This is a genomic window from Wolbachia endosymbiont of Onchocerca ochengi, from assembly GCF_000306885.1.
In the GTDB taxonomy this organism is placed as follows: Bacteria; Pseudomonadota; Alphaproteobacteria; order Rickettsiales; family Anaplasmataceae; genus Wolbachia.
In genome coordinates, this window is record NC_018267.1 from 516,865 (window position 1) to 539,903 (window position 23,039).

Here is a 23,039-nt window from a genome sequence, read left to right on the forward strand (position 1 = left end):
AGCAATAACAGTACACAAAATAGAAATTTAACCATATAATAGTTAATTTAAAACAATCTTATTATACTCTAATGTTTAAATGAATCAAGTATGTGTATTTATTGAGAAGTAAGGTAAAAATATGAATGTTGAAATAAATTCTCATTATGGCTTAGATAAAAAAGCTATTGATGACCTAATTGAATCACTTGATAACGAAAAGTTAGAAAATGCTCGTAAGATTGTAAAAACAATAGATAGCATTCAGTTAGCATATTTTTTATCCACTTCAATCAGTGATCACAGAGAAAAACTAGTTAGTATTTTAGACCAACACTTGTTAAGTGATGCTTTAGTGCATGTAGTACCAGATTTACAAGTAGAAATCATAGAAACACTAGGAGTGAAAGATACCGCAGAGTTATTAATGCTTCTTAACGTAGAAGATATAGTAACCATAGTCAAAGATTTAGATAGAAAGTCTATAAGAAACATACTTAACTACTTGCCTAGTACAACTCGAAAGCCAGTAGAGGAGTTATTATCGTATCCAGAAGAAAGTGCAGGAAGGTTGATACATAAAAATATGGTTATAGCTCCATATTATTGGACGATAAATGAACTAATAGAATTTTTGCGTAACTATAAAAAAATACCAGAAAAATTTCATCAAATCTTTATAATTAATTCAAAACTTGAACCTATAGGTAGTGTTAACTTAAGTAAGGTAATATTCAATTCAGGGCAAACAACAATAAAAGAGATAATGAGCCAAGATATAAAGATCATTAAAACTGGAGTGGATCAAGAGGAAGTAGCAAGAATATTTAAAGATTACTCTTTACTATCAGCTCCAGTAGTAAATAAGCGAGGTAAGATTATAGGTGTGATTTTAATCGAAGACGTCATAAAAGTTGTTCAACAAGAAACAGAGGAGGACGTACTTAAAATAAGCGGTGTATCTTCTAAAGCCGATATAAATGCTCCTATACATAAAACTATAATTCAAAGGTTACCTTGGTTATTATTTAATCTCTTAGCAGCAACACTATGTTCTATAGTAGTTGGTTTTTTCGATAGTGTAATAGAAAGCTTTGTAGTACTCCCAATAATTATGCCAATAATTACATCGATGAGCGGAAACGCAGGATCTCAAACAGTAACGTTAACCATCAGGGCAATCGCAACAAAACATTTAACTGAGCAAAATGCGAACAGAATACTGATAAAAGAGTTTTTGATAGGTTTGATAAATGGAATAATTCTATCTATTATTTCGCTTGTGGTATTAACAATAAGATTTCACACTTTTAAAGTGGAGATTATTTTTGTGGCTTCCATGGTTATGATGTCGACTATTGCAACGTTTATTGGAACTTTCATTCCTATAATGCTCCATCGTTTAAAATCCGACCCTGCCGTTTCTTCTTCAATCCTAACATCAGCCACAACTGATATTCTTTCAGCTTTTATATTTCTCAGTTTAGCTGCGTTTTTTCTGCTGAATAACTAAGTTTTTCTAAAGCAAACCTGATGTACAGCTTCAACTATATCTTCTATTCGCGGTAACGCTTTTTTTTCTAGGTTTGCAGCATAGGGTAAAGGAACATCTTTGCCAGTTACTCTTACAACTGGGGCATCAAGATAATCAAACCCATGTTCCATAATAATGGCTGATAACTCTGCTCCTACTCCTGCAAACGGCCAACCCTCTTCTATACTCACTAATTTATTAGTCTTTTTAATAGAATTAATAACAGTTTCAGTGTCAAATGGTCTTAAAGTTCTAAGATCAATAACTTCAGCTTCTATGCCTTCATTTAGAAGCAAATCTGCTGCATTTAAAGCATCCACTAACTTTAACGAAAAAGCAGTGATAGTTACGTCTTTTCCTTTTCGGATAACAGCAGCTTTACCTATTTCAAGTAGATAATCTTTATTTGATAGCTCGGAATCAGAAACTTTGTGCTTATGTCCATAAGCGATCTCGTTTTCTAAAAATATTACTGGATCTGGATCACGAATTGCTGCTTTGAGCAAACCTCTACAATCGGAGGCAAAGTAGGGTGCTATCACTTTTAATCCTGGTACGTGCGAGTACCAAGATGCAAAGCATTGAGAATGTTGTGCAGCAACTCTCGCTGCAGCGCCATTTGGTCCACGAAATACTATAGAGCATCCAAGTTGCCCACCTGACATGTAATTTGTTTTTGCTGCAGAGTTCACGATTTGATCGATAGCCTGCATGGAAAAATTAAAAGTCATAAACTCAACTATTGGCTTGAGTCCAGCAAGTGCTGCTCCAACAGCAAGACCAGCAAATCCATGTTCAGTAATAGGTGTATCAATTACCCTACTTTCTCCAAATTCTTTTAGCAACCCTTTTGTCACTTTATAGGCACCATCGTACTCTGCAATCTCTTCACCTATGATAAAAACATCATGATCGTTTTGCATTTCTTCTCTGATTGCTGTGCATAAAGCTTCTCTAACGCTTAAAGTTGCCATTTATAAACTTTTGTAGACTTTTACTAAGGTGACTATATCAAAATTACCAGGGCCTAGTAAAGTAGTATATTTCTATAGAGAAAGAGTTTTGTGCTATTTTTGCTCTATGGGTCATGTGTTTACAACAAGTTTACTCTTTATGCTATAGCTTTTTCTTCTATTAGTAATTTTTTCAATATGAACTTAACTCGATTTAGATATGCATTTGCCAGTAGCTCTGATCTGTACCTTCGTTAAGGTCAAAAGATCTGTTTTTCTTAATCTTTTATTTTAGTTTTTATTTTTTCTAATTTTTCTTATTAAAGTCTGCTTCTTTTTTTTAGTAGACACTCTATTTCATCTGAATGATTAGATTATTGTGTGTAGCATGATGTAAAAGAGTTCATTCATGTTTCCGCTTGTTACGTTAAGACCTGTTTTGCTTTTTGCCTTGGATGGTATTAAATCTTCAGTTAGATAATCTATTAATTTTGCTGTTTTTTTCTTGGTCTTTTTCTCAAAAATCTATAAATGTTTTGCCGTTTATACTATAATGTACAAGTAATATAGGTTAAAACAACATTTCCAATCTTCGTCTTCTAGATCTGTTTGCCTCAATATATATTTCACTTTATCGTTATTACCATTACAGGATATAAACACTACATTGTATAGAGTGTTATGTAGTGAACATAAGGTTTTTATTGGTGATAAATATTTGTTTTGATCTTGTTGTGTCAATCAGCAGTGGTGTATGAAAAGGCTAAAATTTATTTATATTTTATGCTTAACTTACACTGAAAAAAACTTGCTTATAAGTTTTTATATAAATAACATTACTTGAGCCTGAGTTTTGAGTTTCTATAGTAAATATAGTTCTAACATTGTATATGTGAGCCGCTAGCTATTAACGTAGATGTTATAAGAGTTATAATTGTTAACAGAATAAGTGAGCCAGAAGCAATATACTAAGAATAGTACCCATCGCCTATTTTAACATAACTACAAGACCAACATAAACAACTTTTGAGGAGAATTGCCTTTTCTCTGTTTTCTTAATTCGCCTTTATTTAAATCTGTTCTACTCTTGATTTTTTCCTGCAAAGAATTCTATAATTTTATTAATTTGTTGTGGTAGCAAGATCTAAAGGACTTTTCCTGTTTTTTTATCTTTTATTTCAAAACTTGCTTTTTCCTTTGCGGGTATTTTACTTTATCCAAATAATCACTGTACGTAGCATGATATGAAACAGTCCATCCATTTTTATCTGTTAACGTTAAGATTTGTGTTACCCATTTCCTAATGTAAGCTTTGATTATAGTAGTATAATATATGAAGGAGTTCATTCTCTGGGGATGTTGCATTAATATTTTGCTCTACTTTTTAATTTTTCTCATTTCTTTTTTAGATGCTATTTTTATCTTAGAATAGTGAAATTTTATTTTGCCTTGTTCACTATTAAGTGAGTGTGTTTTTATTTTCTAGATCTTGTTTTTTTGTTTTGGTGATTGATTCTTTTTTCTCTTTATTCTTGAGCTGAACATATAATTTTTCTGGTTAAGCTTTAAGTTTTCCAATCTTCTCTTTTTGAAGTTGCAGTACATTTTTTAGAGCATGAATTAATATTTTCTTCAATATTATTGATTGATTTCAAAATGGGAAGAGTGTTGGATATAATTTCAAGTTGCCTCGAACCATGAACCACTTTCGTCACTAATACTCTTATCACTATATACAGAATCGTATAGTTCTGAATTGGAAATTCTATGATTACTCCGAGGGTGATGATAAGTACCTTTATTTTGAAGCTTTATGTTAAGATCTTTTACTTTCTTTAGTGAATAGTTTTTTCTGCTTTTCTTAATATTTATATTATGGTGTTCCTGCTTAGCAAATCACCAACATATCTCTTGGAGTTTTATTACTTTACAATGAAGGATTTACTCGATCATTACTTAATGATTGTATTATCTCTACTGTAAAGCAGCAACGTGTCTATTGTTATAGCGTCATCTAGGATTTACAGCTTAAACTTATTTTTTTTATAGAAGATGTTAGATTTAAATGTATTGCATACCATTATATATGTGAAGAATTCTGTTCTTTTTTATTGCTTCTTTCTTTTAATATGTTGTTGCTTGTTTAAGCTTTTACTTGCTTCTTGTAGCACCTTTACAAACTCTTTATATTTCAACCTTTTCCTTTCAGTTTATGGACTGTTGCTGTGCAGTTTTACAAAAATGATGTGGATTTATTTTTTTTGTTTCTTCACACTTATTCATAATGGAAGCATCTTTTTAGCACTGCCTATAATACTAATTAATCTTGTCACATAGCTTTTTACATCAAAGAACACAGTACAAAATATACTGAGTGCCAAAAAGTTTTGGCTGTGGCATTTTATCAAATATTGCGGAGCAAAGCTGTACCTATTATTATTTATGGGTATATAAGAGAGTCAGACTACTCTCTAAATGGGTTAAATGATATTACATGCTGCTTTAATAGTTGTATTCAAAAGATCAATGTTTTAGCACTGCTTGTATAAGAAAAGAAAATGAGTGATTTTATAAGAAAATGCTAATTCTTTTGATAAAGCTAAAATAATAATTGAGTAAGCTTGCATAGAAATGTTTGTACAGTTATGTTCTAAGCGCTATGTAATGGGGAACAATTAAAAAAACCTAAAACTACTTTTAACGTCGTTTAGTAAATTTTTTACTTTTTTTTTACTTTATTAAAAAAACCTTCAGGTTGCTGTTGCATGTTTTCCTCTTCTTCAAGTGCTTTTAATAACTCAACTTGCTTTTTAGTTAAAAGCTTTGGGTTTAAAGTTTCAACTATTACTTGTACATATAGATCGCCACGTACGTTTGAGTTCATATATGGCATACCCTTTTCTCTACAACGTAGTTTAGTACCGGTTTGAGTGCCTTCAGGAACCTTTACTTTTATTTTAACTCCATCAATTGACTGTACGTCGATTTCACCACCGAGTACTGCTAGTGTCATCCTTACAGGTACTTTGCAATGTAAATCTGCTTTATTCCGAGTAAAGATTTTATGTGGAACGATTTTAACGTATACATATAAATCTCCGTTTTTTCCACCTTTTGCTCCAGCCTCTCCTTTGCCACTTACTCTTACTTTAGCGCCTTCCTCTATGCCTTTTGGAATTGAAACTGATATATTTACTTCATCTCTTTTACGCCCATTTCCACCGCATTTTTTGCATTTGTTCTGTACTACTTCGCCTTCCCCGTAACATGTAGTACAAGTTCTTTCGATTGTAAAAAAACCTTGCTGAGCCCTGATCCTACCACTTCCTCGGCATGTGTGACACTGAATTGGCTTAATTGCGCCTTCACTGCCTGTACCTCGACACGTATCACATTTTACATTTGTAACGTAATGTATAGGTGCTTGTATTCCCTTAAACGCATCCTCTAGAGTAATTTCAAGATCATAACGTAAGTCTGATCCAGGCACTCCTGGTGTACTTCTTTTTGCTTTTGACCTTCCTGATTCCCCAAATCCTCCGCTAAAAAAGTCATTGAATATGTCGCTAAAGTCTCCCGCAGCTTGACTGAAGTCAAACCCACCAGAAGCACCTTCATGACCATAACTATCATAATTTGCTTTTTTTTCGGGGTTAGATAAAACCTCATATGCAGCTGTTATTTCTTTAAATTTTTCCTCTGCTTCTTTGTTACCAGGATTTCTATCTGGATGATACTTCAATGCTAATTTTTTGTATGCTTTTTTTATCTCATCAATGCTAGCGTTTCTGCTTACTCCCAGCAGCTCATAGTAATCTTTTGTACTCATATATGATAGTTCAGTATTTAACCTCTAAAGGTAAGTATTTCATACATCAATTTCAAGTGTGGCTTGTGTTTTCTGCGTGTACTAAAAACAGAATGCACCCTGAACGACTCGAACGCTCGACCTTTTGATCCGTAGTCAAATGCTCTAATCCAACTGAGCTAAGGGTGCCTTCTATGAAGTGAACTTTAGCAGGTTTTACAGCTTAATTCAATTAATTTGGCTAAAATAGAGTACAAAGCTAAATTGATGGTGTAATAAATTTACTAATGCTTTTAACTTAAATTTAATAAGTGTAAGTAAGAAAAATTCTTATATTTATAACTTTAATTCTCTCTTTTATATTTGATGCAAGTGTTATTAAGCAGAATAGAAGAAGCGATGAAACATTAAAAGTGATATGTAATATAGTAAAATATATCTCAAAAAGAATAGATAATTAAGTGCCTTTGGCTAATACTTTTTGCGCTTGGTGCATTTACTGTTGTGTTTTTTGGTGCACCAAAAATAGTGAGTGTGGTAGTACCAGATATGGCAGAAGCTTGTATAAGTTATTCTAGTAATTAGGAAATAGTTAATGATGCATGAGTTACAAAATGTACTGTAGATAAAAGGTAGAATGTGTTTAGGGATTTTTGAAACAGTAAGGGTAAAAAATAGTGTTTTGAAAGCACTATTTTACGTTTTTTATCTTACGCATAAAATACTCTATTATGCATATGTTAGTAATTTTTATATTAGAAGATTTTTTTAATACTTAAAATTAAACTGTTTTTTCTACTTTGTGTAGTACACTTTGAACTTTATTTTCCAATTCACTTAAAGTGAATGGTTTCGGTAAAAAGTGGAAATCTTCTATATTAATGTTGTCGTTTTTCAAAAATGCATCTTCTGCATATCCAGAGATAAAAATGACATTTATATCTGGTCTATGAATTAAGGCTTCTTTGACTATCTCTGGACCACTAACTTCTGGCATTATTACATCAGTGATTATTAGATCTATGTGTTGGCTTTTTTTACTTATTATTTCTAGTGCCTGACTGCCTATGCTAGCTTCTATCACATCAAATCCTTTTCTTTGTAATGTCTTAGTAGTAAATTCCCTTACTGAGTCTTCATCTTCAATTAATAAAATCGTACCATTACTTTTAACTTCATTGACTACAGGTTTTTCTATTTCTTTGATATCTTTCTCTATATCATTTTCATCTGATATATAAACCATAGGCAAAAATATGCTAAATTTAGTTCCACAGTTTACTTTACTAGCAACATAGATGTATCCTTCAGTTTGCTTGATAATACCATATACAGTAGAGAGGCCAAGGCCAGTACCAGAAGCAATATCTTTAGTAGAAAAGAATGGATCAAATGCTTTTTGAATTGTGTCACTTGTCATTCCACATCCTGTATCAATTACTTCGATTACAACATAATTTCCATGTTCAATTCTTTCTTTATCTGGAGAAAACATATTTTTAGGTGTAGAATTGAGTGAATGAATCTTTTTATTGAAAGTTTGTATGGTGAGTTCTCCCCCTTTTTCCATTGCAGCGTTAGCATTGACTACTAAGTTAATAATAACTTGCTCTAATTGTCCTTGGTCAGCCCTAACCATACCTAAGTCTTCACCATAATAAGCAGTGAATTTTATATTTTCGCCTATTAATCTTTTTATCATTTCGTAAAGGTTGGCTATCGTACTATTTACATCAATAATCTTTGGTTGCATAGTCTGTCTTCTTGAGAAGGCAAGTAATTGCTTAACTAAATTTGACCCACGTTTTGCATTTTGCTGTATCTGTATTATATCTCTAAAAGATGGATCACTAACTGAGTGCTGAAGTAAAAGCAAATCACAAAATCCTATTATTCCAGTCAGAATATTGTTAAAATCATGTGCAATACCACCTGCTAGCTGTCCTATAGCCTGCATTTTTTGATAATGTTCGAGCTTTACTTCTAGATTTTTATGCTCGGTGTTGTCAACAAAATAGCAAAGTATAAACATTGCCCTATTATGAAGAAACTTATTGAAGTATATTTTCATATTATCGTTGTTGCTGAGCTGTACATCAAAGGATGCATTATTTATTCTGTTACTCGAAAAATATTCATGTATTTTTATATGATAGTCATCTGATATTAATGTAAAGATTGAGTTAGTATCTGGACCTGCAAGTTTTATTAACGCTGTGTTTTTCTTTATGAAGTTGCCACTTGAATCACACTGTGCAATAGCAATTGATGAATTTGTAAAACATGGGTGTAGTTGATAGTCAGCTATGTTTGATTCAACTGGTGTAATTAAGCCATATATATAATTATGACTGTGTTTATCACAAAACATAGCAGTGCTCATATAAGCTTTAAATGGAACACCGTTTACGGTACAAAACGAAATCTCATTGCTAGTTGCTGTATTATTATAATTAGATTGAAATATAAAATCATTGATTAAACTGCCTTTTTCAAATTTTCTTAATTCAAATATGTCTAAGAACCTTTTATTTACATATAGAATCACTCCTTTAGTATTTGCAATGTAAGTTCCTATATTGTGCTTTTCTATTAATTCTTCATACACCTGTTCTTTGTTCATCTGTGTTGCTTTTAGCACAAAATACCCACGCGGTCTTGCTATTGGTGCTAATGACAAGTTTAATACCTTATTGTTATTTAGAGCAACTTGGGGATTATCTGATATCGGGTCAAAAAGTAAGAGAAAATTAGATATCTTATTTTTCTTGCTTAAAGCAATGCGTACTTGTGTAGAAGAGTTATTTTTTAGCGCATTATATAATGCTTTTTTGTCTTTCTCTGAAATATTTCCTGCTTCGAGAAGCTTATCTAGTGTAACATTATTATCTATGTATTCCTTGAACCTTTCGTAGAATCTTGCGTCAGCATAAATGACACCCTCATCTTTGTGCAAAATGAGACAAAACTCTGTATTATGATTGAGTGCACTTGCAAATATTGCATTTTGGAATTCTGTGATACTAAGCAGGTATCTATGACGCTTTGCGTTATATATTATAAAGAGAGTCATGAGGGTGCTAACTAGCATATTGACCTTTATATTAATATGCCAATCGTATTTATCAAGAAAGTAAAGTGCTGATATTATTATTGGAGGTAAGGTCATAATGGCTGTAATAAAGATGATTGATACTCCATGATTTCTTAATATGAAGTCAACCCTGTTTTCCTTCTTGCTATCTATGTACCTTTTGCTCATTTTACGTACAACAATTCTTTATTATATCTATTTAATTACTATAGACTTATTAACATCTTTGGTATATAATTGCTATTAGAATTTTTGGCACTATTGGTAAAACGTTATGAAAGAACAAAAAATGCAAGCTTTTAAGTGGTTCTGTGTGCTAAGAGATAAAATTGTAAAATCTTTCTTGTTGGTTGAAGAACGGTTATTTACAAATCCGAAGATTAAAAAAAGAAAATGGAATCGTCCAGGTGGTGGAGGTGGTGAATCTATAATTGTTTACGGTAGTGTTTTTGAGAAAGTAGGAGTAAATGTTTCAAAGGTATATGGAAAGTTTACAGATTCGATTATAAATGAAATTCCTGGTGCAAATGAAAGTAATGGAAAGTTTTGGGCGAGTGGCATATCTTTAGTGTCTCACATGCAGTCCCCTCTTGTTCCTGCGGCACATATGAATACAAGACTAATATATACATCAAAGCGGTGGTTCGGTGGAGGAATGGATTTTACTCCGACGTATAAAGATAGCGAAGATTATCGGTATGTTCATGAGTCAATTAAGAAAACATGTGATGAGTTTGATACTGCATATTATCCAAAGTTCAAAGAACAATGTGACAACTACTTTTTCTTACAACATAGAAAAGAACCACGTGGTATTGGTGGAATTTTTTATGATAATCTTGATTCTGGTAGCTGGGAGAGTGATTTCAAATTTATAAAAGCAATAGGCGAAACCTTTTTAAAAATTTATTTGCATATCATACATCAGCATATGCAAAAACCTTGGACGAAGGAGCAGCGGGAGGATCAATTGATAAAACGTGGTAGGTATGTAGAGTTCAATTTGCTTTATGATCGTGGTACAAGGTTTGGTTTAATGACTGATGGTGATCCAGATGCAATTATGATGTCAATGCCACCTCTAGTTAAGTGGTTATAGGGGTTACAGACTAAATAACGTGATATTACTGGCAGTTTCTGACGATAAACGATATTATTTCAGTGTGTATGACATTGGAACGTACAGGAGAAAATACGAGGGTTAAAAGGTATAGAAGTAAGGCATTTCTGAAGATGTGCTACAGAAGTTTTTAATTCTTTGTTTAAGATTGTAACCTTCAACTGTTTGATAGCTGTAGTGTTCACAACTACTCCATTGATGCGTTTAATGGTAAAAAACTTTATATAAGGTTTATTATTCATGTAAGGGTCTTTCAGTATTTTATCCTCCTTTGTTCAGTGTAGGTAGCATGTTGGTAGATTGATATGTTGGTACTTTTATTAAGGTATCTTTAGCTTCAAGCAATAAGCTTAGGTCAAAAATGTTGGCTTATGAGATTTTAGTAGTTTAGTGTTTTTTAATTTACTTCTGTTTATCGAAAGTGATTTATTTTTTGGAATGATATTCATCCAAGGAATAATACAAACATTATTTATTCACTTTCAATGAAGGCTTTATTTTCTTTCTTACTAAAAGTCTCAGAATCTTTTCCACTACCAGCTCTCAACATTAACAAATGCATTTTGCTAAGTAGCTTTTTAGTATTTAAGGATAAGCGTGTAACTTATAAGTTATGGTAGAAACTTTTTGAATCTTAGGTGTATTTATGTTTTTTATAAAATCATATTTAAATTTAGTACTGTAATCTTTGTCATCTACTGTTTCACTACTTTAACCTACATTAGCAGCATAGTCTTACAGTTTTCTATAATGTAATCCAATGTTTCATAAAGGTTCTTTGATTAGAAAATACTGTCGTATCGGAGGCGAATTGCTTATACGTTTATATATTTGACAATATTGAGAATTTTGTTTGAAAACCACTTTCCACTTTCTTGTAGATATAATCAGGAAGATACTTATTACTTATGCTAAAATCTATACTTCCTTCTGGATATTGAGCTACAGTTTCTATCGAATTCAAGCGTTCTTTGCAATTGTTGATATTACTATTTGTTTTATATAATTGTTCAATTATTGTAGAATCAACGTACCCTTTGCTCTTAATTTCTTTAAGTCTGCGAGATCATTTATCATTTTAAGTTACTCTTATGATACAAACTGATTCATTAACGGAGTGAGTAACATCAGTGAGTGGCTACTCTTCAAGCAGCACTACACATTATGTATAATACTTAACTAAGTTCAACGAGAAAAAACATAAAAACAATAACATTGTACAATATCTGTTTGTTCGTATTAAGCACTTTTTTAAAAATTTTTCAGGCTCAATCAAGTCAATGATTTTAGTATTAATTCTACACTATTTGTAGGACTGCCACTCTTTGTGATGGGTCTACCAATTATAATATAATCGGCTCCTGAATCTATCGCTTCTTTTGGTGTTGCTGTTCTTTTTTGGTCATCATGGTTGGGATCTATGCGAATTCCTGGAGTAATAATTTTAAAGCCTTTGCCGCACTCTTTACGCACTTCCTGAGCTTCCATTGCAGAGCAGACTATTCCATGTAGACCAATTTTTTTTGCAAGCTTTGCCAATAAAATTACCTGTGATTTTGTCCTTCTTGCTATTCCAAGCTTACTTAGATCTTTGTTACTCATGCTAGTTAATACGGTTACCCCAATCAGTTCTATTTTTGTGTCTTTCACTACGTTTAAAGCTTCCTTTAGCATTTTTGTTCCACCGCTGACATGTAATGTCAATATTTCAACACCCAAAGCTTTTATTGCTTCAACCGTTTTAGTTACAGTGTTTGGAATGTCGTATAATTTCAGATCTAAAAAAATTGGTACGTTACATTTTGCAACTTTTTTCACTCCAGAAGGACCATGGGCAGCGAAAAACTCTAATCCAAGTTTTATCATACCAACTTTATCGCGTAGAACATTAATCAAATATATAGCCTCATTTAAATCTTGCGTGTCTAGCGCACACACTATTGGATTCATTACATGTCTTTTTAGATAATTCTTTTGTAATTTATAAGATAATTATTGTATTTTGCAACTCTTTTACCTTAGGAAAATCATAAAACCTACAAGGTACTAGCTAGGTCTAATTAAAGTTCTATATATAGTTTAATCTACAATACTATGTAAATCATTTTAGTAGATCCAACCGGGTAAACACTTTCTACTATATATTTTGAGATCTTTTACATATTAAGCTTTATTTAGCAAATATTGAACAACTTCTTTTAACAAGACCTTATTTCTTGAATTACTTGTATAATATTATCTTTTTAGCATTACATCAGCCTTTCAACTTTTTCTTTTACTAATTCCTTTACCTGCTTAGCATATATTCTATTATCTGTTGCGCAAAACGCATCTCTTTTTTTTAATAAATTTTCTCACGTTGGCTTCTTTCAGAAAATTTATCTAAAAATGAATCTTCTGAATCTTTTTCCTTACTGCTGTAACATTTCTTTCTTCCATAGGTCTTAATAGACTGACTTTTGAGGAAATTATTTGCATCATTTGATTCTTTAAATTTCTTTTCTGTCTCTTTAGATAGATTAAAATTTTCTTAGTTGAGTTTTACAACTTTACGTTGTAGTTATCTAATTCTTCTGCCTTGCTAATTCTTTATTTTTTTAGTTCTTTATACTCTTAATATTGCTTATTTTACTTTTTAGTTCTGCTATGTATTCATTTTTTGGCTATTGCTACTTTCTGCTTCTTGTAACTGTTGCAATGTAACCCTTTTATTTCTTGTTTATAGGAAGCCATTCATTATCTTTTCTATTCGTCTACCACACTCTATATAATTCAGCTATACAATTCGTTTTTACCTTCTAATTTTTATTTTAAAGATTCTTTTTCTTGAGAAAGATTATTCTTTTCAGCTTCAGTTGAATTGCTTTTTCATCTAATCTTTTTGCTCTCTTGGTTAAATCTTACTTCTCTTGTGCTGATCAATGTAATTGAGTATTTAATTTCTTCACTTGTTCATTTATAGATTTTTTATCTTCTTTCTTTAAAGAATCATTTTATTTTCCAATTCCTTGCTTTTATTGAGTAAATTTACTTCTCTCAATCTTCATTTTCTTATTGTTACCAATTAACTTATATGGAAGTGAAAGCACCAAAATAGAAAGCATAGGTAAACCCAAGGCAACAGAAAAATTATGTTAAAGGATGTAATCGATGTTAAAGTAGTAAAAAACCTGGTGTAGGATATGGCGAGTTAACCTGTTATATAAATTTTTCATTGTCATTTCCTTACACATACAAGAATAGTTGTAGTAGAATGAGCATGAAAGAAGTCGAGATTACTTTATATAAGAATCAATATAAATTTGCTTTTACGATAAATCTTCTATTTTCAGTTTCAAATCCTAGTTGTATATCCTTACTCCATTGTATCACTTCAGCATTACATACTGTTTGCAAATCGTTCTGTGCAGATCGGTTCAACTTATCCTCCTGTAAGTTAGTTTTTATCATCAATTTCTTTATCGGATGCTTCACTGATACATTGTTATCTGCTTTTATTTCTCTCACAAGGTTTAATATCTGTACGAAATTATTTCCCATTTTTTCAGAATGTTTATCATAAATAAGTTCTTTTTTGTTTGGCCAATTGCTTTGGGTATGTACGGAATTGTAGCTATACAACTGGTAGTATATTTCTTCTGTGATGTATGGCAAAAAAGGTGCAAATAACCGCAAAATAATATTTAATGCATACGCTAAACTTTGTTTCGCGCTTAAGCTTGCCTTATTGCTAACCATATCGCCATATGCACGTTTTTTCACCAGCTCTAAGTAATTATCACAAAAATCCTCCCAGAAGAATTCCTCTACTGCATTTAAAGCTTCGCAGTACTTGAACTGTAATAGGTTACTTGTTGCTTTTTCTATAATTTTATATAGCTTAGACAATATCCACTTGTCCATTACCTCACTGACGGAGTTTATATTCATAGCTTGGTGCTTCTCCATGAATATGGAAACAAATTTACTTGCATTCCAAAGTTTTGTAACGAGGCGCTTACCGATTCTAAATATATTCTCAGAGTAGACTGTATCAGTTCCAAGTCTTGAATTTGCTGCCCAGTAACGTACTACATCAGCTCCATAGGTATCAAGTATTATATGAGGAGTGATAACATTACCTTTTGATTTACTCATCTTTTTTTTGTTATCAGCTAAACACCAGCCGCTGATCATAATATTTTTCCACGGCAGTGAATTTGCATGATAGTGTGCTTTCAAAATCGTATAAAATGCCCAAGTTCTTATTATTTCATGACTTTGACTGTGCAGATCTGCAGGAAATATCTTGTCGTATCGATGACCTGGCAAGTGAAACTCATTGTTTACTGCTAGTGCATTTAACTGGGGAGTAATTGCACTTGTGGACCAGGTATCCATGACATCTTGATCTGAAAAAACCTCTTCTTTACTATACCCTTTTGGCAAATCTTTGAGTGGATCCATTGGTAAGTCCTTTACTTCAGCTAAAATAATTTTACCTTCTTCGCCTTTACGTTTTGAATACCACACTGGGAATGGCACGCCAAAATAACGCTGTCTTGAAATACACCAATCCCAATTCAATCCTTCTATCCACACTTCCATGCGTTTACGCATAGTGTTTGGATACCAATTGCATTCTTTTACTTTATCCAATATTTGAGATTTTTGATCTAAAATCTTGATGAACCATTGATAGGTGGGCAATATCTCAAGCGGTGCACCAGATCTTTCTGCACACTTTACAGAATGAAATATATTAGTGCTTTCTGTCAAAAGCCCCTTTTTAGTTAGAATCTCAATTATTCTCCTTCTTGCTCCTTTGACCTTTAGTCCATTTACTTCATTATAGATTTCAGTATCGTACGTGATATCCTCCTTTGTCATCCAAGTAGTCCTTTCCTCTATTATTCTAGTACCTTGATATTGGGATATATTATTATGATACACTGAACCTAAATTTACTCTTCCATCCTGATCAATGATGATTTTCATCGGTAAGTTGTACTTCTGCTGCCAGTATATATCAAGTTCATCACCAAATGTACAGCACATAACAAGTCCGGTACCTTTGTCTATTTTTACCTTATCATCAGCTATTATTGGAATTTTTACTCCTGTTATTGGTGTTACAGCTATTTTTCCAATTAAATGAGTGTAGCGTATATCCTCTGGGTGGCAGAAAACTGCAACGCATGCTAGAAGTAGCTCAGGCCGTGTTGTTGTAATCTTAATTTGCTCATTTTTCTCAGTGAAAAAAACTATTGTATTTAGGGATGACTTGAAGACTTTATTTTCTATTTCTGCTTGTGCAATTGCCGTTTTATCAACCGGATCCCAAATAATGGGTTGCATTTTTCTATATACATACCCTTTATTGTATAGATCAATAAACGACATTTGGGAAAGTGCTACAGTTTCTTTGCTGATCGTGTGATATTCTAAACTCCAGTCATAACTAATGCCCACTGATTTAAATAATTCTTTGAATTCTTGCTTTGACTTTTCAATAACTTCGCAGCACATCTCTATAAATTTCTCTCTACCAACTTCTTTTGCACTAGTCTTATAGGTTTGTTCTACCAATCTTTCAGTAGGAAGTCCATTATCGTCAAACCCAATTGGATAAAATACATCTTTTCCAAGCATACGCTGAAACCTTGAAATAAAGTCTGTATGACAATAACTGAATATATGTCCGATATGCAATTTTCCTGATATCGTTGGTGGGGGTGTATCTATAGTAAAAGTGTTATCCTTTTCACCGTTCCATTGATAAATTTGGCTTACTTCCCATAATGTATTGTATTTGGCTTCAATTTCTTTAAAACTGTATTTTTCTTCTAGCATAAATATTTCTTAGTCTTAAGCTATAAGTTAACATAGTTATGGCAGTTTTACGCTAAAATTTTGCAAGTATCTTGTGATAAGTATTACTTGACATTAAATTTTGAAGTTATTATACTGTTTTAAGTATTATTTAATTGAGGTTTATTATGCCATTAGAACAGGAAATACAGAGAGTGTTAGAGGGGAAAGATATTAAAGAGAGGCAAACTACTCAAGTAGCACAAATAGTTCTAGCAGATAAGGCGATAAAAACAGCTGTTAGAAGTGAACTAAAACAAGATCAAAACCTAAAAGGTGAAGCTAGAAATGAACTATTAGGTAGAACAAAACAAAAGGTAAATGATCTTAAGCAGCTAGAAGCAAGCTTAGAAGTTCAAAAGGATACAGTTCAACAGTCAAAGAAGAATACAGAATTAGAAGCTAAAAGTAAATTCATTAAGCAATCAAAAGCTTCGATGTATACTGCTTCTGTTTGCTCTGGTCTCGTTGCTGGATTAGCAGTGTTTACTGCTCTTGGACGTACAGTTAGATTAGATATGTGGGTAGTGGTTAGTATAGTAGTAGCATCTACATTAGCGGTTAGTGGTGTGACATATTTTGTACTTGAACCTAGTACTCAAGCGAGTGAAGCACAATCACAAAAAATAAATAAAGAGGGCTATTATAAAGTGTTATCTTAATATAGTTTTGTTAAGTTAAGCTCAAGATTATATAGTTTCTTACTTCTAAAAATGGTTTTTACTGTATTTTTGGCTCTGTAAACAACAATAAAGATGTTACTTGTTTTCTCAGTTCCACCCAAGATTCTATTATTGCTTCTTAAAAGCAGAGAATAGTTTAATCTTTTCTGTACTGATTCTAGTGTAATCTAGCTATGATAATTAAGGTGTAAGTTACTAAAACTACAAGGCTTTGAAAAATATGCTTAGTGTTGTGTTGCGAAAGCTTATCTAAGTTAAGCTCATAATAGTGAGCAATATCAAGATCTTAAGATGGGATGGTTATTTATGCTATTGTTCGACTTGTCTTATTTTCTAATAAGAGCTGGCTTGTAAAACTAATACACACATTGCCTTTGGTGAGGTTTACTTACTATGATTAAATGGTTACTTTTTAAGTATAGTTAAAATAACTTTGTTTTTTAAGCACATCAATGAAATTAGCGAGAAGGAGATTTCTAAAAAATAATAAGAGGTGGTGTAATGATTGGTAAAATTTATATGTTAAATTAATGCTATTGGAGTAGAGAAAACATTTTGCTTATAGTCAAACTAAGAATTGATCAAGAATTTAATGAAAATTAAACTTAGTAAAGAAGAAGATAGGAAAAAAGTAGAGAAGAAGAAAAGATTGGCTACAGAAACAATGCTGAACTAATAGCATTGATATCAACACTGTTGTTAAGTTTTACTGATCTTTCCATCAGTGGAATCAAAAAGTTAAAGGGTTGAATTGAATGGCATAATGTGTTTGCTTTTAATTTTTATATTCCTTCATTTGTTTAACATGATCTATATTATTAGTTATATAATGTATTTAATTTTTTATGTAGTGTTTTTTTTGAAAAGTTTTGCTGTCTTCTAACCGGAATTTCTTCATTTCTTATCATTTTTCTATATGTTGCTAGTAGTAGCTAACATAGCTTCAGATTCCGCAATTACATGACTTATTGCAGTAAAACTATGCCAATAAATGCTCTATTATATACTATGCATGTGTGTAGTACGCAAAAGTATTATACTATTTATTATCTTATATCACTGTATGCCAAAGTTATATTGTCACATGAGTTTCTATTTACATGAATTACGGTGCTGTCTTAAATATTTATTTCATCACTTATTTTGTTAGCCTAACACCTCTTCTGATTGCTCAACTAAACCAGACCGTTTGTTTGTATCTCTTTCTATTTCAACTTTGTCTTTATAACATGTAGACCATCTGCGATAGGAGCACTTTTATTTATCTTTGATTCATAGTTTTTGTTGAATTTTAAAATGTTTGAGCCTATAATATTACACTACAGCAAATTCCAGTATATGTATGCAATTTTATTGAAATGTCCGCATAATTGTACTATTAATTAGTACACTATAAGCTTAAGATTATGAACTTATTGGGTAAATTAGCAATTTTGCTGTTAGTCTTTTTATTTCCTTTTTCTTCATATTCATATCAATTTAGAACTAAAGCAAAACAAGCAGTGATTTTGGATTTAGCATCAGATTTGTTTATTTTTGAGCATAACTCTGATGAAAAAATGGCACCATCTTCAATGAGCAAATTAATGACTTTATATATAGCTTTTGCTTATTTGAAAGCTGGGATAATGAATATGGAAGATAAATTTCAAGTAAGTAGGAAAGCGTGGGAAAGGAAAGGCTCTTCTATGTTTTTAAGAGAAGGTCAGTTTGTTACAGTAAAAGAATTACTCGAAGGAATCATAATAGTTTCAGGTAATGATGCTTGTATAACACTAGCTGAAGGCATTGCTGGATCAGAGGAGAATTTTGTGATTGAAATGAATGAGATCGCACAAAAACTTGGTTTAAATAATAGTCACTTTGTCAACTCAAGTGGGTGGCCGGATGAAGCTCATTTTATGAGCGCGAGAGACTTAGTAGTATTAGCAAAGAGAATTTTCACTGATTTTCCTGAGTATTATGATTTGTTTTCTGAACAATATCTAATGTACAATGATGTTTTGCAAAGAAATAAAAATCTTTTACTTTTTCATGGAATCGGGGTTGATGGGTTAAAAACTGGTTATACGAGTGCTGGTGCGTATGGAATTGTAGCATCTGCAAAACAAAATGATAGGAGAGTTTTTGTTGTCGTGAATGGGTTGAGTACTGGAAAAGAGAGGATAGAAGAAGCAAAAAGACTGATTCAATATTCTTTAGACCATTTTTATACTAAAAAAATATTCGCTAAAGATGATGTAGTTGAGGAAGTAAATGTCCTGTATGGAAAAGATAGGAAAGTGCCTATCACGGTTGCAAGAGACGTTATCATAACCTATAGTCGTAATTTGCATGACAAAATTAAAGTGCACATTGAGTATAAAGATATGATACCTGCTCCAATTAAAAAAGGGCAAGAAGTAGGTAAGATTTTCATAAAAATACCAGGTATCGAGCAGCAAACTACACCACTTTATACAGTAAATGATGTACAGGAATTAAACTATATAGAAAAATTTTTTAGGATTTTATTTTAAAGCTTAAGAAGTATGAAAATGTATAAGGCGTAAAATTTTTCTTATATAATATATGAACTACTTTTTTATTGAAAAAATGAGAAAGACATAAGTTGTCAGAAAAAAGAATTAAGAATCATAAGTTTTAAAACCACTTGATTTTATATTACAATAGCTTTTTTGTTTCTTTTTACATGATGAAATTTACGTTGTCTTGGTTACTGGAATATTTAAAAACCAGTGCTGGTTTAGAAGAAATTGTTAATAAGTTAACCTATATAGGGTTGGAAGTAGAAGATGTGATTAATAGTGCCAAGTTAGCTGAGTTTGCTATTGAAAAAGTGTCAGAAGTCGTGCCTCATCTAGATACTAATAAATTAAAGTTATGTAAAATAGATGATAACAGTAAAGTTCTGCAGGTAGTTTGCAGAAGAAAAAATGTTAGAGAAGGTATGAGAACTATGTTCACACCTTTTGGTAGTCCATTGCCGGAAGATGATTTTATGGCCGGATCTGCAAAAATACGAGGAATGTCAAGTGAAGAGATGTTCTGTTCTGCTTCTGAACGTGCGCTGATTCAAGGAGAAATTGAAGAAATAACTGAGGTTTCTGATGATTATAAAGTAGGAGATAAATTTTTCGATTGCAGCCCTGTTATTGATATAAATGTTACTCCAAATCGTGGAGATTGTCTAAGTGTTTATGGAATAGCACGTGATTTGGCAGCAACTGGAATAGGAACATTAAGAGCTTTAACTCACTTTGATGTCATTCCAGGACATGGAGATGAAATCCAAGATAAACCTCAGTTTCTAACTACCTTAATGAAAGGGAATTCTTCTATATATGTTAAGGTCACTGATGGGGAGAGCTTCATTAGTGGAATACATATTGTCAATGTAAAAAATAGAGAGAGCCCAAAATGGCTAAAAGATAGGTTGCAATCGATAGGGATGCATTCTGTTTCTATAATAGTTGATATTGCTAATTACATCATGATGTCTTTTGGTCGCCCAATACATGTATATGATGCGAAAAAGATAGAGGGAGAACTCGTGGTACGCAAAGCAAACAGTGAAGAGAAATTTACTGGTTTAAATGGTAAAGAATATTTATTAAATAAAGACATAAGTGTTATTGCTGATAGTAAAAATATTCATGCAATTGCTGGGATTATAGGTGGTAAATGTAGTGAATGTACTCTTGAAACTACTGATATCTTTTTAGAATCTGCTTGGTTTGATCCTATTTCTATCGCTAAATCTTCAAGGCAGTTGGGCATCTCTACAGACTCAAGTTACAGATTTGCACGTTCAGTTGATCATAAATTTGATGGACTAAGCTTTGCAATTCGGATGGTTTTAGATTTGTGTGGTGGAGAGATGTCAAGTGTGGTATCTGCCGGTAGATTAGATAAGGTTGATACCGAAGTAAACTTTGATTATCGAGATGTAAATAAATTTGGAGGTGTATCTGCATCACCTGATGAGATATTTGATATCTTGACAAAACTTGGGTTTAGTATTGATAAGAGAACTGGAAGTAATTGGAATGTACAAGTACCAAGCTGGAGGTCAGATGTTGCCATACCTGCTGATCTGATTGAGGAAGTAGTGAGAATATATGGCTATGATAAAATAAAGGAAGAACCATTAACAAGTAACGCTACGATAGAAACCAATGTGCAAGATGGCTTGCGTATTTTAATGGTGAGTAGAGGATTTCATGAAGTGCTCACTTGGTCATTTATGAGTAAATCAACAGCTGAAAAATTTGGTTACTCGAATAAGTTAGTTACTATCGATAATCCATTTAATAATAACTTTAATATAATGAGACCAAGTATTATGCCGAATTTATTGCAAGTTACTGCAGATAATATTGCCCATGGGACATCTGATCTTGCGATTTTTGAAATTGGGCCAGTTTATGATAGTCTCGATTATCCTAAGCATGTTTTAAGTGAAATTAGGTCAGGAAATAATTTGCCGCGGAACCATTATAATTCCGATAGAAAGGTAGATATTTTTGATGCAAAGGCTGATTTAATAGTAGCTTTAGAATTTTTTAATGTCAATTGCGATAGCTTGACTATAGAAAAAGTAGGAAAAGAATATTACCATCCAGGAAAGTCAGGCACTTTTTCTTTTGAAGGTAAAATATTGGGTTATTTTGGAGAGTTACACCCTAATGTATTAGATCTTTTTGGTATCAAACAAAGAGTTGTGGGTTTTGAGATGGTACTAGAAAATATTAATAATATACCTATAAATAAAAAAAAGTTTACTGATTATAAGTATCAAAGTGTAAAGCGCGATTTTGCATTTATTATAAATAAAGATATAGCAGCAGGTAATATAGTCAATATGATAAAAAAAAGCTCAGAGCTCATTACAGAAGTTTATATATTCGATATATACCATGGAAATAATATGGAGCCGAATAAGCTATCTATAGCATTATCAGTTACTTTTTGCTCTTCAACTCACACTTTAACCGAAGAAGAAATTCAAAAGGAATCAGGTGCTATAGTTAATTTAGTATATGAAAATACCGGGGGAGTTTTAAGGTGCAGCTAAAGTCTATTTTAGGGAGATAATTTAGTAAAAATGATAGGAGATTTTTTAAAGAGGATATTAGTTAATAAAGTCTATAAAAACTAACAATTACAAACTATTACTAGTAATTATTCAACCATATTCTCAAGTATTACAGCTTTTAACTTTACGATTACGAGTACAACTAAGAACAGTTACCGTATTCCACGTAATTATTCTATATAGTAACAACTTTTTTTATTTAAAAAATTAAAATGTTATATTCTAACTGAATAATAAACTTCGATAAAACTCATGATAGGTTCAGGAATCTAGCATATCTCTCGGTAAATAAATTTTAAAGTATCTTTATTGGCTTGGTTAAAGTGAAAAAATAACCTGTTTAAGAACTAACAAGTAGTTAATGCAAGAAGCAATTGAAAATTTAAGAAGAAGGGCGGCGATGGTTAAACTTACTTACCTGATGTAGCATCGGGAATGCTGAATTGATTAGGCATAAAGAGATTAACTATGGGTAAATATTTAGTCTGTTATAAAGAAAATATAGTTATTAGAAAGGTTTTTAAATCTTTCTAAAAGAATTGAATTAGAGGGGCTATTAAAAGGACGTTTTACAGTTATAACTCAATTAAAATCTTAGTGAATCATTATGCTGTAAGCTTGAAAAGTGTTGTAGAGTATAAGTAGGTAATTATAATAGGACATAGGAGTACATTCTTTTTTGAGTATCTTTCTTGGTAGAAGAAATAATACCTAATATGATAAATCCAGTTGTTTATAATGAGTAACTCGAGCTTTTTTAGGAAAGCGTGCAGTAAACTATGTTGCATAGATTTGTGATAACTAGACATAGAAAAATGCAAAGGTAAAAGTTTTGCTTAACTTTATGTTAAATGCTAGTATAGCTTAGTATTTATTATAGAGGCTTGATAGTAAAAGTGAAATTTGAAATGTCAGAAGAA

Annotated in this window: 11 protein-coding genes and 1 tRNA gene; 5 read left to right on the plus strand and 7 right to left on the minus strand. The window is 31.9% G+C overall.

Translation table 11 applies throughout. The features are described from left to right. Nucleotides 1-121 precede the first annotated feature (121 nt). Nucleotides 122-1,492 carry a magnesium transporter gene (gene mgtE / locus WOO_RS01930; RefSeq protein ID WP_014869004.1) on the plus strand — a complete coding sequence of 457 codons (1,371 nt, stop codon included), beginning with the start codon at nt 122-124 and terminating at the stop codon, nt 1,490-1,492. Here mgtE and WOO_RS01935 read toward each other — a convergent pair. From WOO_RS01935 to WOO_RS01950, 5 genes are all read right to left on the minus strand, one after another. Beyond that, on the minus strand, nt 1,489-2,487 hold the full coding sequence (locus WOO_RS01935; RefSeq protein WP_014869005.1) for a pyruvate dehydrogenase complex E1 component subunit beta: 999 nt from the start codon (nt 2,485-2,487) through the stop codon (nt 1,489-1,491). The two genes, mgtE and WOO_RS01935, sit on opposite strands and share 4 nt — an antisense overlap. Nucleotides 2,488-4,031: 1,544 nt before the next feature. After that, nucleotides 4,032-4,181, minus strand: a complete 150-nt coding sequence (locus WOO_RS04020; protein WP_158309952.1) for a hypothetical protein — start codon at nt 4,179-4,181, stop codon at nt 4,032-4,034. A 1,004-nt stretch (nt 4,182-5,185) separates the two neighbouring features. Then, nucleotides 5,186-6,295: a molecular chaperone DnaJ gene (gene dnaJ / locus WOO_RS01940; protein WP_014869007.1), complete on the minus strand. Its 1,110-nt coding sequence runs from the start codon at nt 6,293-6,295 to the stop codon at nt 5,186-5,188. Between the two features lie 93 nt (nt 6,296-6,388). Continuing rightward, a tRNA-Arg gene (locus WOO_RS01945) sits at nt 6,389-6,463 on the minus strand. A 592-nt stretch (nt 6,464-7,055) separates the two neighbouring features. After that, entirely contained in the window at nt 7,056-9,536 is a 2,481-nt protein-coding gene (locus WOO_RS01950; protein WP_014869008.1) for a response regulator, read from the minus strand. 106 nt (nt 9,537-9,642) lie between these two features. Here WOO_RS01950 and hemF point away from each other — a divergent pair, with 106 nt between their 5' ends. Further along, entirely contained in the window at nt 9,643-10,467 is an 825-nt protein-coding gene (gene hemF / locus WOO_RS01955; protein ID WP_014869009.1) for an oxygen-dependent coproporphyrinogen oxidase, read from the plus strand. 1,293 nt (nt 10,468-11,760) lie between these two features. Here the strand turns inward: hemF and pyrF are convergent. Continuing rightward, nucleotides 11,761-12,438, minus strand: coding sequence for an orotidine-5'-phosphate decarboxylase (gene pyrF / locus WOO_RS01960; RefSeq protein WP_014869010.1), 678 nt, complete (start codon nt 12,436-12,438; stop codon nt 11,761-11,763). Between the two features lie 1,341 nt (nt 12,439-13,779). Beyond that, nucleotides 13,780-16,320: a valine--tRNA ligase gene (locus WOO_RS01965; RefSeq protein WP_014869011.1), complete on the minus strand. Its 2,541-nt coding sequence runs from the start codon at nt 16,318-16,320 to the stop codon at nt 13,780-13,782. A 146-nt stretch (nt 16,321-16,466) separates the two neighbouring features. Here WOO_RS01965 and WOO_RS01970 point away from each other — a divergent pair, with 146 nt between their 5' ends. The 3 genes from WOO_RS01970 (at nt 16,467) to pheT (ending at nt 22,098) form a co-directional block, all read left to right on the plus strand. After that, nucleotides 16,467-17,000, plus strand: a complete 534-nt coding sequence (locus tag WOO_RS01970; protein WP_014869012.1) for a glycyl-tRNA synthetase subunit alpha — start codon at nt 16,467-16,469, stop codon at nt 16,998-17,000. Nucleotides 17,001-18,427: 1,427 nt separating this feature from the next. Then, nucleotides 18,428-19,540 carry a D-alanyl-D-alanine carboxypeptidase family protein gene (locus tag WOO_RS01975; RefSeq protein WP_014869013.1) on the plus strand — a complete coding sequence of 371 codons (1,113 nt, stop codon included), beginning with the start codon at nt 18,428-18,430 and terminating at the stop codon, nt 19,538-19,540. A gap of 176 nt (nt 19,541-19,716) precedes the next feature. After that, entirely contained in the window at nt 19,717-22,098 is a 2,382-nt protein-coding gene (gene pheT / locus WOO_RS01980; RefSeq protein ID WP_014869014.1) for a phenylalanine--tRNA ligase subunit beta, read from the plus strand. Nucleotides 22,099-23,039 lie beyond the last annotated feature (941 nt).